Raw genomic sequence first — 12693 nt, 5'->3', positions numbered from 1 at the left:
GTCGCGCGCTGACGCAGCGACAGCGCCGTCGCGTGGCGCTCACGCCGCCTGCCGCTCGGCCTGCAATTGCTCGAACCAGTCCAGCGTCTCGTCCCACAGGCGCTGCGCGGCCGGACGGAAGTAGCCCATGTGACCGACATTGCCCAGCCCCTCGGCCTGGGAATCGAGCGTGCGCGCCTGGTACGGCGCATTGACGTAGGCGGCCATGAAGGCGTCGCGTGAGGCCGGTGGCGCCCACAGGTCATCGAGCGTATTGAGTGCCGTCACGGGGGTGACGACCTGGGCGAAGCGTTCGGCCAGGCCCGGCATCTGCGGGTCGTCGAAGAAATAGCGCGGGTAGCGGCACCAGCGTTTCCACTGTCGGTAGACGCCCATTGGCAGGTCTTCACCCATGCCCAGCTTGCTCCAGGCCAGGTAGCCCTTGTAGCGCGTCATCAGCGGGCCGATCAGCCGCCACATGGCCAGCACCCGCACCTGCTCGGCCCTGGGCATCCAGCCATGCCAGCCGGCGCCGGTGCCGAAGGTGTAGAAGCCGGCGACCTGATCATGGTTGGGCAGCAGGCCGAAGGCGTGCCCGCCGAACGAGTGGCCGATCATGTACAGCGGCCGTTCGGCATGCCGGTGCTGGTCGACTGCCGCAGCCAGGTCGAGGTGCGCCCAGTCCAGATAATCCATCTCGAAACCGCGCAGAGTAGCGGGCCTGGATTGGCCGACGCCACGGTAGTCCAGGGTCAGGGTATTGAAGCCGCGGCGCGCGGCATGCTCGGCGAAGCGCCGGTAGAAACCCTGCGGCACGCCGGTGGCACCGGCGATCAGCAGTTGCGCGTGCGGCTGTTCGGCGTGGTAGCGCGTCGCCGTCAACGGGTAGTCGTCGAGGGCGAGCAGGGACAGGGTTTCACTGCGAATGGGAGCGGTCATGCTGGCTGGCCTCCGTGTGCTGCTGGCGGGTCAGGTGGAGCAGGGTGGTAGCGGCCTGTTTCAGTGGCTCGCTGCTGTCGGCGGCGCGTGCTTGCAGCAGGCCGCCTTCGTAGAGTGCGACGAACAGGGCGGAGAGCCCCTCCGGTTGCGGGTAGCCGTGGCGTTGCAACTGCTGTTGCAGGGCTTGGCGAATGGCGCTGAAGGCGTTGGCCAGGGCTGCACGAATCTCGCTGTCGGCCGGGCCGCTTTCCAGGGCCACGGCGGCCAGCGGGCAGCCACTCTCGAAAGCGCTGCCCTGCAACTGGTCGAGGGCGCCGTGCAGCCAGGTGGCCAGGGCATCGAGCGGGTCGGGCTGGCGCTCGAAGAGCGTGGCGAAGGCCTTCTCCGCGCGCTGGCCGACGCGTTCGATGGCGGCGACCGCCAGTTCGCTCTTGCCGCCCGGAAAGTGGTGGTAGAGGCTGCCCTTGGGAGCGCCGGCGCTGGCCAGCAGTTCGCTCAGGCCGACACCATGCAGGCCCTTGCGCTGCAGGGCGTCGATCATGGCGTCGATCAGCTTGTCACGTGTGCTCTTGTTCATGGCTGAATTATGTAGACCGGTCGGTCTAGTAGCGAGTGTCATTCAGGCCGTGGGTGAGGGCATATCGGCAATCACGCTTGAGGTCAGGGTGTTTCCCAGGCGCCGTCCAGTGCGCTGCGCAGCAGGTCGATCATCGCCTGCTGGCGCTGTGCGTCGCGGTAGACCAGGCCCACCTGCAGGGGGATGCGCGGCTCGCTGAGGGGCTTCCAGAGCAGCCCGTGATGGGCGTGCATCTGCCGCGCGCGGCCCGGCAGCACGCTGGCCAGCGTGGTGTGCGGCAGGCTGTCGAGGATGCCGTTCATGTGGTTCAGCTCGGCCTGCACCTGGGGCCGGCGACCGAGCAGGGCGAGCTGTTCCTGCCAGATCTGGCGTACGCGAAACTCTTCGCCGAGCAGCAGCATCGGCAGTTCCGCCGCCTGGCTCAGCGAGACCTTGCGGAAGTCGCGCAGCGGATGATCGTCCTGCACCACCAGCTGTAGTTCGTCCTCATACAACGCCAGGCTGTGCAGGCCCGGCTGGCGCGGCGGCAGGAAGCCGATGCCGATGTCCAGACCGCCGCTGAGCAGGCGCCGCTCGATGTCCACGCCGGACAGCTCGAAGAGCTTCACCACCAGCTGTGGCTGCGCCTGCTGCAGGCGCTCCAGCAGCAGCGGCACCAGGCTGGCATTGACCGTCTGCAACACGCCGATGGACAGACTGCGCGGCCCCGGCCCACGAAAGCTGCGCAACGCCTCGCGGGCCCGCTCCATGCCGTCCAGCAGCGGCACCGCGTGGTTGTACAGCGTATGCGCGGCGAGCGTCGGCAGCAGGCGGCGGCCATTGCGCTGGAACAGGCCGACATCCAGATCGCCTTCCAGCTGGCGGATCTGCTGCGACAGCGCCGGTTGAGAAATGCTCAGGCGCTCGGCGGCACGGCCGACGTGACCTTCCTCGTAGAGCGCGACGAAATAGCGGAGTTGGCGAAAATCCATAAGTTCTAATTATGAATCAAGCAGGGAAATCGAAATGTCAAAATGGTCCGATGCTCCCTAGTCTAGCGGCATGATCAACAGCCGATAAGGCCGGAGCGGTCGGTGAAGCAGGTCGAGATCCTGGGTGTATTCATAGGTAAAGCTGAAGATATTGGCGGTGGCCTCAGTGCCGCGCGCTGCAAGCAGCGGGCTGAGCACCGTCTGTGGCTGTGGCCCCAGGGGCTGGGCCAGGACGAACAGGGCGACGCACGCTTCCATGGCGGGCCGGAGCGCGCCTTGCACCACTTGCCGAGCGAGCACTATGCCTACTGGCGCTCGCATCACCCCGAGCTGCAGTGGCCGCTGTCGAGTTTCGGGGAAAACCTTTCCAGCCGCGGGCTGAGCGAGGAGCAGGTGTGCATCGGCGATATCTTCCGCTGGGGTGACGTGCTGCTGCAGGTGAGCCAGCCGCGTTCGCCCTGCTATCGCCTCAACCGCCCGGGAGCCAACCCGGAACTGGCCAGGGCGGTACAGGACAGTGGCCGCTGCGGCTGGTTCTACCGCGTGCTCAGGCCAGGGTTCGTCAGTGCCGAGATGCCCTTCGAGCTGGTCCAGCGCAGCTACCCGAGCCTCAGCGTGGCGCAGGCGCTGCAGCATTTCTACCACTTCCCCATGGAGCGCGCCGGCCTGCAGCAGCTGCAACTGTGCCCGGCGCTCTCCGCACGCTGGCGCGAGATCGCGGCGCAGCGCCTGCGCAGCGGGCGCCTGGAGGACTGGTCGGCACGCCTGCAGGGTGTGCCGCTGGAGGGTGTGGTGGCCGAGGGTGGGCGTCGTTATGCGTGACAGCATGGCGCGCCTGCAGTTGATGGGTGAACGTGCCGCGCCGGTGTTCGTGCGCGGCCAGGGTTCCTGGCTGTGGGATGCCGAAGGCAGGGCCTATCTGGATTTCGAGCAGGGCATGGGCGGCAACAGCCTGGGGCACAGCCCGACGTTGCTGCTCGATGCACTGCGGCGGCAGGCCGAACTGCTGGTCAGTCCCGGTCGCCAGTACTGCAGCCGTGGTCAGCTCAAGCTGGCGGCGCGCCTGTGCGAGGCGACCGGCAGCGAACGCGTGGCGTTCTGCAGCGGCCCGGTCGAAGCCAACGGGCTGGCGGTGCGCCTGGCACTGCAATGGGCGGCGGAACAGAACCCCGCCGCCGACACCCTGGTAGTGCTCGACGGCAGCCACGTCGAGCTGCCCGCGCAGCTCGGGGCGACGCGTGTGCTGCGCGTCCCCTTCAATGACCTCGAGGCCCTGGCGGCGGTGGTCGACCTGCGCTGCGCCGCCGTGCTGATCGAGCCGCTGCAGCTCGCCAGGGGCGTGGTGCCAGCGACACTGGAATACCTGCAAGGCGCGCAGCGGCTATGCCGCGAGCAGGGCGCCGTACTGATCCTCGATGAAAGCAGCAGTGGTATGGGACGTTGTGGCGCACTGCTGGCCGAGGAACTGTACGGCGTGCGCGCCGACCTATTCACGCTGGGCAGTGCCCTGGCGGGCGGCCTGCCGCTGGCGGCCGTGCTGGCGCGTGGGCGGATCGCCAACGCGGCTGCCGATGCGCTGCCGCAGGCCTGTCCGGGCGAGGCATTGCTGACGGTGGCCGGTGTCGCGGTGCTGGGTGCCGTGCTCGATGGCAGCTTCTTCGCGCAGACACGTGAGGTGGCCGAACACCTGCGCGAGGGGCTGGCCCATCTGGCGCGGCGTCATGCTCATGGGCCGCTGCGGGGGCACGGGCTGATGCTCGGCCTGCCATTGATCGGACAGCGTGCGCGCGTCGTGCAGCAGGCGGCCCGGGAGCAGGGGCTGCTGCTGGGGATGGCGGGTGACGAGTGCCTGCGCCTGTCGCCGGCCCTGACGGTGAGCCATGGCAATGTCGAGGAGATGCTCAGGCGTCTGGGCCGGGCATTGCGACGAGTCGAACAGCGCTGTGAGGAGGTCGCCTGATGCGTATCGCGCTGCTGCAACACGCGCCCAGTGCCGGCCCTGCGGCGCTGGACCGCTGGCTGGACGGGCACCAGGTCAGCTGGCGCCGGCTGTACGCTGGCGCCCCGCTGCCGGGGCTGGATGAGTTCGACCTGCTGATGCTGCTCGACGGTGCGCTGAGCGTGCACGACGAGCGCCATCACCTGTGGATGTCCGCCGAGAAGCGCCTGATCCACCGTGCCTTGCTGGCGCGCAAGCGGGTCTTCGGCAGTGGTCTGGGAGCCCTGCTGTTGGCCGAAGCGCTGGGCGCACGTATCCAGCATGCCGATACGGACGTGCAGGTCGGCTGGTGGCAGCTGGAGAAATGCGCGTCGTCACGCCAGTCACCGCTCGGGCGCATGCTGCCGCCGCGTTTGCTGGCGCTGCACTGGCAGCGCGAGACCTGCAGCCTGCCGCACGGTGCCATCGCCTTGTACGGCTCGCCCGTCGCCGAGCTGCAGGGCTTCGTCTGGCAGGAGCGGGCCATCGGTTTGCTGTGTCAGCTGGAGTGCAACGGCGCCAGCCTGGACGAGCGCCTGCAGCAGGACGCGGCCGAACCGGGACGCTCCACTGCACAGGACATCGCCGCCATTCGTGACGGCGCGCCGCACGCCGCCTCGGCCAACGCCACGCTGTTTCGCGTGCTCGATTACCTCTCGGGTGCTCATGCCCACATGACCTGAACACCCTTTTGCGAGTCTGTCGCGACGCCCCGTTCTACCGCCGGGGCGTGTTTTCTTCTGCCGTCAGCCGACCTGTTTCGCGACCCAGGCCGCGTAGGCGTCGATGAACTTCTGCAGGAACGGCTTGATGCCTTCGCTGAGGTTGCCGTTGTCATCGAAGAAGCTGCCGGCGCCACCAAGGTAGGCCTCCGGCTGCTGCAGCACATGGACGTCGAGGAACACCAGGCACTGGCGCAGATGATGGTTGGCGCCGAAGCCGCCAATGGCACCGGGTGAGGCGCTGAGCACGGCGCCGGGCTTGCCGCTGAAGCTGCTCTGGCCGTAGGGGCGCGAACCGACGTCGATGGCGTTCTTCATCGCACCAGGGATCGAACGGTTGTACTCGGGGGTGACGAACAGCACTGCGTCGGCTGCCTTCAGCTTGCTGCGAAAAGGCGCGTAGGTAGCGGGTGCGCTGTCGCCATCGGCGTCTTCGTTGTACAGCGGCAGGTCGCCGATCTCGACGATCTCCAGGTTCAGCGAGGCGGGTGCCAGGTCGGCCAGGGCCAGGGCCAGTTTGCGGTTGATGGAGGCCTTGCGCAGGCTACCGACCAGTACGGCGACATTGTAAGTCTTGCTCATGTGTACTCCAGAAGGCGTGGTGAGGAAGGAATCACCACTATAGACCCCGGATGTTTCAGGCGGTGCCGGGTGCGTGTGGGGTCATTCGCCGAGGCGGCGCAACAGGCCGCCAGCAGCCAGCCTCGACGAATGTCAGGCTGGCTGTGTTGCACTCAGCCTCTGATCAGAATCGCTGCCAGCGTTGCAACGACCACGGCGGCCAGTGCCAGAGGGCCGTAGCTGCCGGACTGGCGCGGACGCTTTCGCTCGCCAACAGCGGGTGTTGCCTGTTGTTCGACCTTTGCCGCATCAGTCACCAATGGCTGCGCTTGCACGGAATCCGGCTCGGGTTCCAGAGCGGGGGCCGTAGTGATTTCTTCTGTTGTCTGCTCAACGCTCGCGGGTAGCAATTCGTTGTCGCGGTAGCTCTCCAGAACATGCAGTTGCTGGTTGGCGTCTCTGGCGAGTATCTCCAGCTTGCAGCCCACCTCTAGGGTGATCATCACGGCTTGGTCTTCGATCTCCTTGCTCGCCAGAAGTCGCTGCCACTCGACGTGCATCGATTCGTGCACCAGTGCGTCCCATATCTGCTCAAGAGCGGGTAGGTCGAGATTGGCTGGCAGCATCAGTCGTTGTGTGCCCGACAGCTTCAGGCAGCGTACGGGGTGCCCATAGGCTGGCTTGTATGTCTTGGGATCGAGCACGTAATTCGCCTCATAGTGCAGGTCGCTGCCGATGACCAGGCGCACCCGCTCCCATTCCTGCTGGCGCTCGGATAGATCGGGCTGCTCGCTTTCGTGTGCTCGTTGGCGAAGCAGGAGCAACAGGAGCGAGAGGGTCTCATAGGCGATGCCGTATGCCGGTTGGGTATCATCCAGGCACTCGCCGTCTAGGACGATTTCACAGCGTTCCTGCGGCAGGCCAGCCAGTTCTGCCTGCTTGAGCTGTTCCTGATGGATCTCCAGATGGCTCGGGTACGTCAGGGTCTGACTGTCGGAAAAGGCGGGGGTCAGGGTGATGGTCATACCCGGCAGTAGTGCGCAGATCAGACTCGTGGGCGGCAGATCCGACGCCTGCAGTTTGCTCAGAAGGTTGCCCGCCGCATTGACGGGGTTAAGGCGTTCATGCAATTCCTCGAGCCCGACGCAGCCAGGTTCGTTGGCCGCGATAAGCATCTTGCCGATGATCAGGCCCGGCGTTACCTGATGCGCCTTTACTTCAGCATCCGGATTTCTTTCGCCCAAATCCAAGCTGCCACCGGAATGCAGTTGCACGTGGGCCCGTAAGCCATAGAGCACTGAATCGATGTCGCGTGGATGCTTGATGCGTTCAGGGTGCTGGTCGGCCAGAGCCTGACGAACGAGATAACCGGCCAGGTTCAGCAGGTTTTCGTTGTCCTCGGGCTGACCGTCGATCTCCAGCGACAGATCGGACCAGGCCTTGAATGGCAGATCGTCTTCGAGAGGGTTGGTGCAAAATACGAGCGGAGTGGGGGCGGGCAGGCTCATCGGAAACGGTCCTTGTTCATGAGGGAGGCGCAACCATGCCAGTGGGCAGTCGAGCATGCAATCGCGACGTCTCAACAGCGTGACTCGGGTTGCCAATGGCGATCGGCCAGTGAGCTCCGGGCAAAAAAACGGGCCCGTTCAGGCCCGCAAGTTCACGCTCAAAGAGTGCCCAGTGAGTGGGCCAGCCCGAGGGGCTCGGGCCTGAACAGTCGTGCATCCATCAGCCTGGGCTGGTTCACGATGGGGGCGAAGTCCATGCGCGCGAGTATGTCGCGGTCGATGTCCACGCCCGGTGCCACCTCGATCAGTTCCAGGCCCGCACGGGTCAGGCGCAGCACGCAGCGTTCGGTGACGTAGAGCACCGGCTGGCCACGCTCGGCGGCCAGCTGGCCGGCGAAGGTGCGGTGTTCCACTTCGCTGACGAACTTGCGCACGTCGCCATCCTCGACGATGCGCAGCTGGCCATCCTCGATGCGGATGTCCTGTTTGCCGGCGCTGAAGGTGCCGACGAACACCACCTGCTTGGCGTTCTGGCTGATGTTGATGAAGCCACCGGCACCGGCCAGGCGCGAACCGAACTTGGACACGTTGAGGTTGCCCGCCGCGTCGGCCTGGGCCAGGCCGAGGAAGGCGATGTCCAGGCCACCGCCGTCATAGAAGTCGAACTGGTAGGGCTGGTCGAGCAGCGCGCTGTGGTTGCTGGCGGCGCCGAAATCCAGGCCCGAGGCCGGCACGCCACCGATCACGCCGGGTTCGGCGGTGAGCGTCAGGCGCTCGATCACACCTTCTTCGGCGGCCACAGCGGCGACGCCCTCGGGCATGCCGATACCGAGATTGACCACCGCCCCGGCCTGCAGCTCCAGCGCCGCACGGCGGGCGATCAGCTTGCGCACGTCCAGCGGCATGGGCGCCAGGCTGTTCACCGGTACCCGGGTTTCTGCGGCGAAGGCCGGGTTGTAGGCGGTGGCGAACGTCTGCTGGTGGTTGGCGGGTTCGGCCACCACCACGCAGTCCACCAGGATGCCGGGAATCTTCACCTGGCGCGGGTTGAGCGAGCCACGTTCGACCACGCGCTCGACCTGGGCGATGACCAGGCCGCCGCTGTTGCGCGCGGCCATCGCGATGGCCAGGCTCTCGATGGTCAGCGCCTCGCGCTCGAAGCTGAGGTTGCCGTCGGCATCGGCACTGGTGGCGCGGACCACGCCGACATGCACCGGAAAGCTGGGGTAGAACAGGTAGTCCTCGCCGTCGATGGGCAGCAGCCGCACCAGGTCGGTGGTGGTGCGCGCGTTGAGCTTGCCGCCACCATGCCGCGGGTCGACGTAGGTGCCCAGGCCAACACGGGACAGCTGCCCCGGCTTGCCGGCGGCGATGTCGCGGAACAGCTGGGAGATCACCCCCTGCGGCAGGTTGTAGGCCTCGATGCGGTTGTCCACGGCCAGCTTCTGCAGCCCCGGCACCAGGCCCCAGTGGCCACCGATCACACGGCGCACCAGGCCCTCGTGGGCCAGGTGGTTGAGGCCGCGACCCTTGCCGTCGCCTTGCCCGGCGGCGTACACCAGGGTCAGGTCGCGTGGCGCCTGCTCGGCGATAAAACGCTGTTCCAGGGCGATGGCGATCTGCTCGGCGAAGCCGATGCCGACGAAACCACCGGTGGCCAGGTTGGCGTTGTCCGGGATGCGCGCCACGGCGGCGGCGGCGGTCATGATCTTGCTCATGGCGGGTACTCGAAAAACGATTGAACACATTGCGCTACGGGGAGCTGCCTGCGCCCAGGCGGGGAGGGCTGCGTACCGCTGTACGCGAACTCTCCGTGCCTGAGTGCAGGCTTCACCTGCCTCGTCAGAAACTGCCGAACAGGGTGCCCAGGGTGATCACCACGGCCAGGGCCATCATCGGGAAGGCCACGGTGTTGACGAAGATGAACTTGTACGACTCGCGGTGCGTGAGCTTGCAGATCGCCAGCAGCGAGATCACCGCGCCGTTGTGCGGCAGGGTGTCCATGCAGCCGGAGGCCATGGCGGCGACGCGGTGCAGCAGCTCGGGGCTGATGCCGGCGGCGGTGGCCAGGGTCAGGTATTGCTCGCCGAGGGTCTTCAGCGCGATGGACATGCCGCCGGACGCCGAGCCGGTGATGCCGGCGAGGATGTTCACCGCCACCGCTTCGGAGATCAGCGGGTTGCTCGAGACGCCCAGCACCAGGTCACGGATGACGACGAAGCCGGCCAGCGATGCGATCACCGTGCCGTAGCCCACCTCGGCGGCGGTGTTGAGGATCGGCAGCATGGAGCCGAAGGCGCCGTCGTTGACGCTCTTCTTCAGGTCCATCCAGCGCTTCCAGTGCAGGCCGATGAGCAGCACGATGGCCACGCCGAGGGCGACGATGATCGACCAGATGCCGATCAGCGACCTGGCATCCTGCAGACCGCCGAACTCCGGTTTGGCCAGGTAGCTGGTGTCCACCGCCGGGAGAATCTGCTTGGCCATCAGGAAGTTCAGGCCGATCACCACGAAGATCGGCAGCAGCGCCAGCCAGAAGCCGGGAATGTCGCGGCGCTCCTCGACGACCGGATCGTCACGGTGTTCGCCGTAGCCTTCGCCTGCCGCCATCAGCTTGCGCGACTGTGCGGTGAGCCACCAGGTGCCGAGGCCAAACATGATCAGCCCGGCAATCACGCCCAGGCCCGGCGCCGCGAAAGCGTCGGTACCGAAGAAGGGATTGGGGATGGCGTTCTGGATCGCCGGCGTACCGGGCAGCGCGGTCATGGTGAAGGTGAACGAGCCGAGGGCAATGGCACCGGGGATCAGGCGCTTGGGAATGCCCGCTTCACGGAACAGCGCGGCGCCGATCGGGTACACGGCGAAGGCCACCACGAACAGCGACACGCCGCCGTAGGTGAGGATGCCGCAGGCCAGCACGATGGCCAGGATGGCACGCTCGCTGCCGACCTTGGCGACGATGCCGTGGGCGATGGCGCGCGCCGAGCCGGAGTCGTCCATCAACTTGCCGAACAGGGCGCCCAGCAGGAACAACGGGAAGAACTGGATCACGTAGCCGCCCATGGCCTTCATGAACACCTGGGTGTAGGTGGGCAGCAGCAGGCCGATGTCGCCGGCGAACAGCAGTGCCAGCAGGGCCAGGAGCGGGGCGAGGATGAGGACGTTGATGCCGCGATAGGCGAGGTACATCAACAATGCGAGCGACAGCAGAATACCGAGGGTACCCATGGGTGATTCCTTTTGTTGTTGTTCTAGCGGCGCTGGGCCGTTGTATGAGCAGGCGCGTGTGCGGCAGTGCGCCCTTGACGGCTATAGAGCCAGAGTCGTGCCAGTCTCGGGTGAGACTTTGGTCGAAAGGGCGCAGAGGCCTGTAGCTGGGGGATTTCAGGCGGGTTTGGCAGGCAGGGGCGTGGTGGATGTTGGTGAATGAGTGTCCAGATTTATGGATTTGGTCCAGATTTATGGACTTTTGCGGGTGGGTATTCCAGAAATCTGGATGCTTGGTGGCTCCGTAGCCCGGATGCAATCCGGGGCTGCCGTGGTGCCTGCCCCCGGATTTCATCCGGGCTACGTACCTGCGGTTGGCAACGATCTCTGTAGGAGCGGCTTCAGCCGCGAAGGGGGGCGAAAGAGCATCGCGGCTGAAGCCGCTCCTACGGTGAATGCATACGCCAAATGCGTAGGGCGGGTGCAACCCGCCAACGGCCGACTCTCTGAAGTACCGTAGCCCGGATGCAATCCGGGGTCATCGTGGTGTCTGCTCCCCGGATTTCATCCGGGCTACGCACCTGCGGTCGGCAACGATATCTGTAGGAGCGGCTTCAGCCGCGAAAGATTGCGAGAGAGTATCGCGGCTGAAGCCGCTCCTACGGTGACTGTGTCGGGCGGGTGCATACGCCAAATGCGTAGGGCGGGTGCAACCCGCCAGTGACCGCCCCCACAGCTGGTCCGCTCAGTCCCTGCGTCCGAGCCCATGCTGCGCCAGCTTGGCGTAGAACCCGGCGCGGGATATTCCCAGGCGTTCGGCGGCCTGCTGGCGGTTGCCGTCGGCGGCCGTGAGTGCCGCCTGCAGCGCCTGGCGTTCGACCTGCGCCAGCTGTTCGGCCAGCGTCCTCGCCGGGCTCGCCACCACCGGCGCAACGGGCACCGGCTCGCTCGGCGCTACCGGGTCCACCAGCAGGCTACGCAGGGTTTCATCATCCAGGCGGCCATCCAGCGCCAGTTGCGCCCGCTCCAGCAGGTTGCGCAGCTCTCGCACGTTGCCGCGCCAGGGCTGGGCGCAGAGCAGGGCCAGTGCGTCGTCCGTCAGTTCCAGCGGCGCCAGGCCGGAACGGTTGGCCAGGTCATCGAGCAGGTGTTCGATCAGTGCGGGGATGTCACTGGCCCGTTCGCGCAGCGGTGGCACGCGCAGGGCCAGCACGTTGAGGCGGTAGTAGAGATCGTCGCGGAACTGCCCGGCGGCGACCTTGGCCTCAAGGTCGATATGGGTGGCGGCGATCACCCGCACGTTCAGCGGTTTGACCTGGTTGGAGCCGAGCGGCTCGACCTCCTGTTCCTGCAGCACACGCAGCAGCTTGGCCTGCAACGGCAGCGGCAGGTCGCCGATCTCGTCGAGGAACAGCGTGCCGCCGTTGGCCACCTCGAACTTGCCGATGCGCCCCTTGCGCTCGGCGCCGGTGAAGGCGCCCGGTGCGGTGCCGAACAGCTCGGCCTCGACCAGGGTTTCCGGTATCGCGGCGACGTTGACCGCGACGAAGGGGCCGTTGGCCCGTGGCGACAGGTTGTGGATGCCCTGGGCCAGCAGCTCCTTGCCGGTGCCGGTCTCGCCCCTGATCAGCACCGTGGCGTCCAGTTGCGCGGCGCGCCGGGCCTGGCGCTTGACCTCGCTGGCCGCGGCGCTGGCGCCGATGAACCCGGCGATGGTGTAGCGCGCCCGACGGGCCTTGGCCAGCTCGTGCTGGGTGGCGAGCAACTGGCTCTGCAGGTTGTTGTACTTGGCCATCAGCGGCTTGAGATGGCGGGCGCGGTCGAACAGGACGAAACCCAGCGCACCGACCAGGGTACCGTCCTCGTCGCGCAGCGGGATGCGGGTGACCACGAAGTGTTCGCTGCCGAAGGCCATCAGGTCGAGCATGCTCGGCTGGCCGCTCTCGACCACCTCGCGCAGGCGGCTGGCCGGCAGCACTTCCTCGATCTCCTTGCCCAGTGCGGTACGCGGATCGGCGATGCCGACCTTCTGCGCGTACTTGTCGTTGATCCAGACGATGCGCGCCTGGCGATTGACCGCGATGGTGCCCTCGCACTGGGCGTTCAGGTGGTCGAACAGCAGCGGCATGGCCACCGCGCGAAAACGCTCGGGCGACACACCGATGATCAGGCCGTGCTGGTCGAGGTCGTCGCGAGAGATGGCCATGGGCGAATATCCGAAGTCACAAGCCGCTGATTATGGTTGGCGGCG

General features: G+C 66.5%; 11 protein-coding genes. 3 read left to right on the top strand and 8 right to left on the bottom strand.

Annotated features, from left to right (window positions below; genetic code table 11):
• Positions 1-39 precede the first annotated feature (39 nt).
• The 3 genes from FIV02_RS21765 to FIV02_RS21755 all read right to left on the bottom strand — a co-directional run bounded on the left by FIV02_RS21765 (position 40) and on the right by FIV02_RS21755 (position 2466).
• The gene (locus FIV02_RS21765) at positions 40-918 is read right to left on the bottom strand and encodes an alpha/beta fold hydrolase (protein ID WP_047592504.1); all 879 of its coding nucleotides are present in this window, start codon (positions 916-918) and stop codon (positions 40-42) included.
• Complete coding sequence (locus FIV02_RS21760) at positions 896-1495, bottom strand: TetR/AcrR family transcriptional regulator (protein WP_047592507.1); 600 nt, start codon at positions 1493-1495, stop codon at positions 896-898. Before FIV02_RS21760 ends, FIV02_RS21765 begins: the two co-directional genes overlap by 23 nt.
• Before the next feature lie 83 nt (positions 1496-1578).
• Entirely contained in the window at positions 1579-2466 is an 888-nt protein-coding gene (locus FIV02_RS21755) for a LysR family transcriptional regulator (protein ID WP_037056049.1), read from the bottom strand.
• Between the two features lie 102 nt (positions 2467-2568).
• On the opposite strand from FIV02_RS21755, the gene FIV02_RS21750 reads away from it, so the two are divergent.
• From FIV02_RS21750 to FIV02_RS21740, 3 genes are read left to right on the top strand one after another with little or no spacing between them, the layout of a single operon-like run.
• Positions 2569-3288: an MOSC domain-containing protein gene (locus tag FIV02_RS21750; protein WP_134676467.1), complete on the top strand. Its 720-nt coding sequence runs from the start codon at positions 2569-2571 to the stop codon at positions 3286-3288.
• Positions 3281-4426 carry an aspartate aminotransferase family protein gene (locus tag FIV02_RS21745; protein ID WP_152489763.1) on the top strand — a complete coding sequence of 382 codons (1146 nt, stop codon included), beginning with the start codon at positions 3281-3283 and terminating at the stop codon, positions 4424-4426. Before FIV02_RS21750 ends, FIV02_RS21745 begins: the two co-directional genes overlap by 8 nt.
• Complete coding sequence (locus tag FIV02_RS21740; RefSeq protein WP_152489762.1) at positions 4426-5127, top strand: type 1 glutamine amidotransferase; 702 nt, start codon at positions 4426-4428, stop codon at positions 5125-5127. Before FIV02_RS21745 ends, FIV02_RS21740 begins: the two co-directional genes overlap by 1 nt.
• Before the next feature lie 63 nt (positions 5128-5190).
• Here FIV02_RS21740 and FIV02_RS21735 read toward each other — a convergent pair whose 3' ends face one another.
• The 5 genes from FIV02_RS21735 to FIV02_RS21715 form a co-directional block, all read right to left on the bottom strand.
• Positions 5191-5748, bottom strand: coding sequence for an NADPH-dependent FMN reductase (locus FIV02_RS21735; RefSeq protein WP_152489761.1), 558 nt, complete (start codon positions 5746-5748; stop codon positions 5191-5193).
• 152 nt (positions 5749-5900) lie between these two features.
• On the bottom strand, positions 5901-7235 hold the full coding sequence (locus tag FIV02_RS21730; RefSeq protein WP_152489760.1) for a hypothetical protein: 1335 nt from the start codon (positions 7233-7235) through the stop codon (positions 5901-5903).
• A 158-nt stretch (positions 7236-7393) separates the two neighbouring features.
• Positions 7394-8953, bottom strand: coding sequence for an acyl CoA:acetate/3-ketoacid CoA transferase (locus FIV02_RS21725; protein WP_152489759.1), 1560 nt, complete (start codon positions 8951-8953; stop codon positions 7394-7396).
• A 124-nt stretch (positions 8954-9077) separates the two neighbouring features.
• The gene (locus FIV02_RS21720) at positions 9078-10463 is read right to left on the bottom strand and encodes a GntP family permease (RefSeq protein WP_037056042.1); all 1386 of its coding nucleotides are present in this window, start codon (positions 10461-10463) and stop codon (positions 9078-9080) included.
• A gap of 724 nt (positions 10464-11187) precedes the next feature.
• A complete protein-coding gene (locus tag FIV02_RS21715; protein WP_152489758.1) occupies positions 11188-12648 on the bottom strand; it encodes a sigma-54-dependent Fis family transcriptional regulator in 1461 nt (486 codons plus the stop codon).
• Between the last annotated feature and the right edge of the window lie 45 nt (positions 12649-12693).

Source organism: Pseudomonas sp. THAF187a (genome assembly GCF_009363395.1).
Taxonomy (GTDB): Bacteria; Pseudomonadota; Gammaproteobacteria; order Pseudomonadales; family Pseudomonadaceae; genus Aquipseudomonas; species Aquipseudomonas khazarica.
This window is presented reverse-complemented; position numbering and strand designations above follow the sequence as displayed.

What these genes read in the sequence shown, in the direction of transcription:
- FIV02_RS21765 (WP_047592504.1), bottom strand. Translation starts at nt 918, where the DNA reads ATGACCGCTCCCATTCGCAGTGAAACCCTGTCCCTGCTCGCCCTCGAC.
- FIV02_RS21760 (WP_047592507.1), bottom strand. Translation starts at nt 1,495, where the DNA reads ATGAACAAGAGCACACGTGACAAGCTGATCGACGCCATGATCGACGCC.
- FIV02_RS21755 (WP_037056049.1), bottom strand. Translation starts at nt 2,466, where the DNA reads ATGGATTTTCGCCAACTCCGCTATTTCGTCGCGCTCTACGAGGAAGGT.
- FIV02_RS21745 (WP_152489763.1), top strand. Translation starts at nt 3,281, where the DNA reads ATGCGTGACAGCATGGCGCGCCTGCAGTTGATGGGTGAACGTGCCGCG.
- FIV02_RS21740 (WP_152489762.1), top strand. Translation starts at nt 4,426, where the DNA reads ATGCGTATCGCGCTGCTGCAACACGCGCCCAGTGCCGGCCCTGCGGCG.
- FIV02_RS21735 (WP_152489761.1), bottom strand. Translation starts at nt 5,748, where the DNA reads ATGAGCAAGACTTACAATGTCGCCGTACTGGTCGGTAGCCTGCGCAAG.
- FIV02_RS21730 (WP_152489760.1), bottom strand. Translation starts at nt 7,235, where the DNA reads ATGAGCCTGCCCGCCCCCACTCCGCTCGTATTTTGCACCAACCCTCTC.
- FIV02_RS21725 (WP_152489759.1), bottom strand. Translation starts at nt 8,953, where the DNA reads ATGAGCAAGATCATGACCGCCGCCGCCGCCGTGGCGCGCATCCCGGAC.
- FIV02_RS21720 (WP_037056042.1), bottom strand. Translation starts at nt 10,463, where the DNA reads ATGGGTACCCTCGGTATTCTGCTGTCGCTCGCATTGTTGATGTACCTC.
- FIV02_RS21715 (WP_152489758.1), bottom strand. Translation starts at nt 12,648, where the DNA reads ATGGCCATCTCTCGCGACGACCTCGACCAGCACGGCCTGATCATCGGT.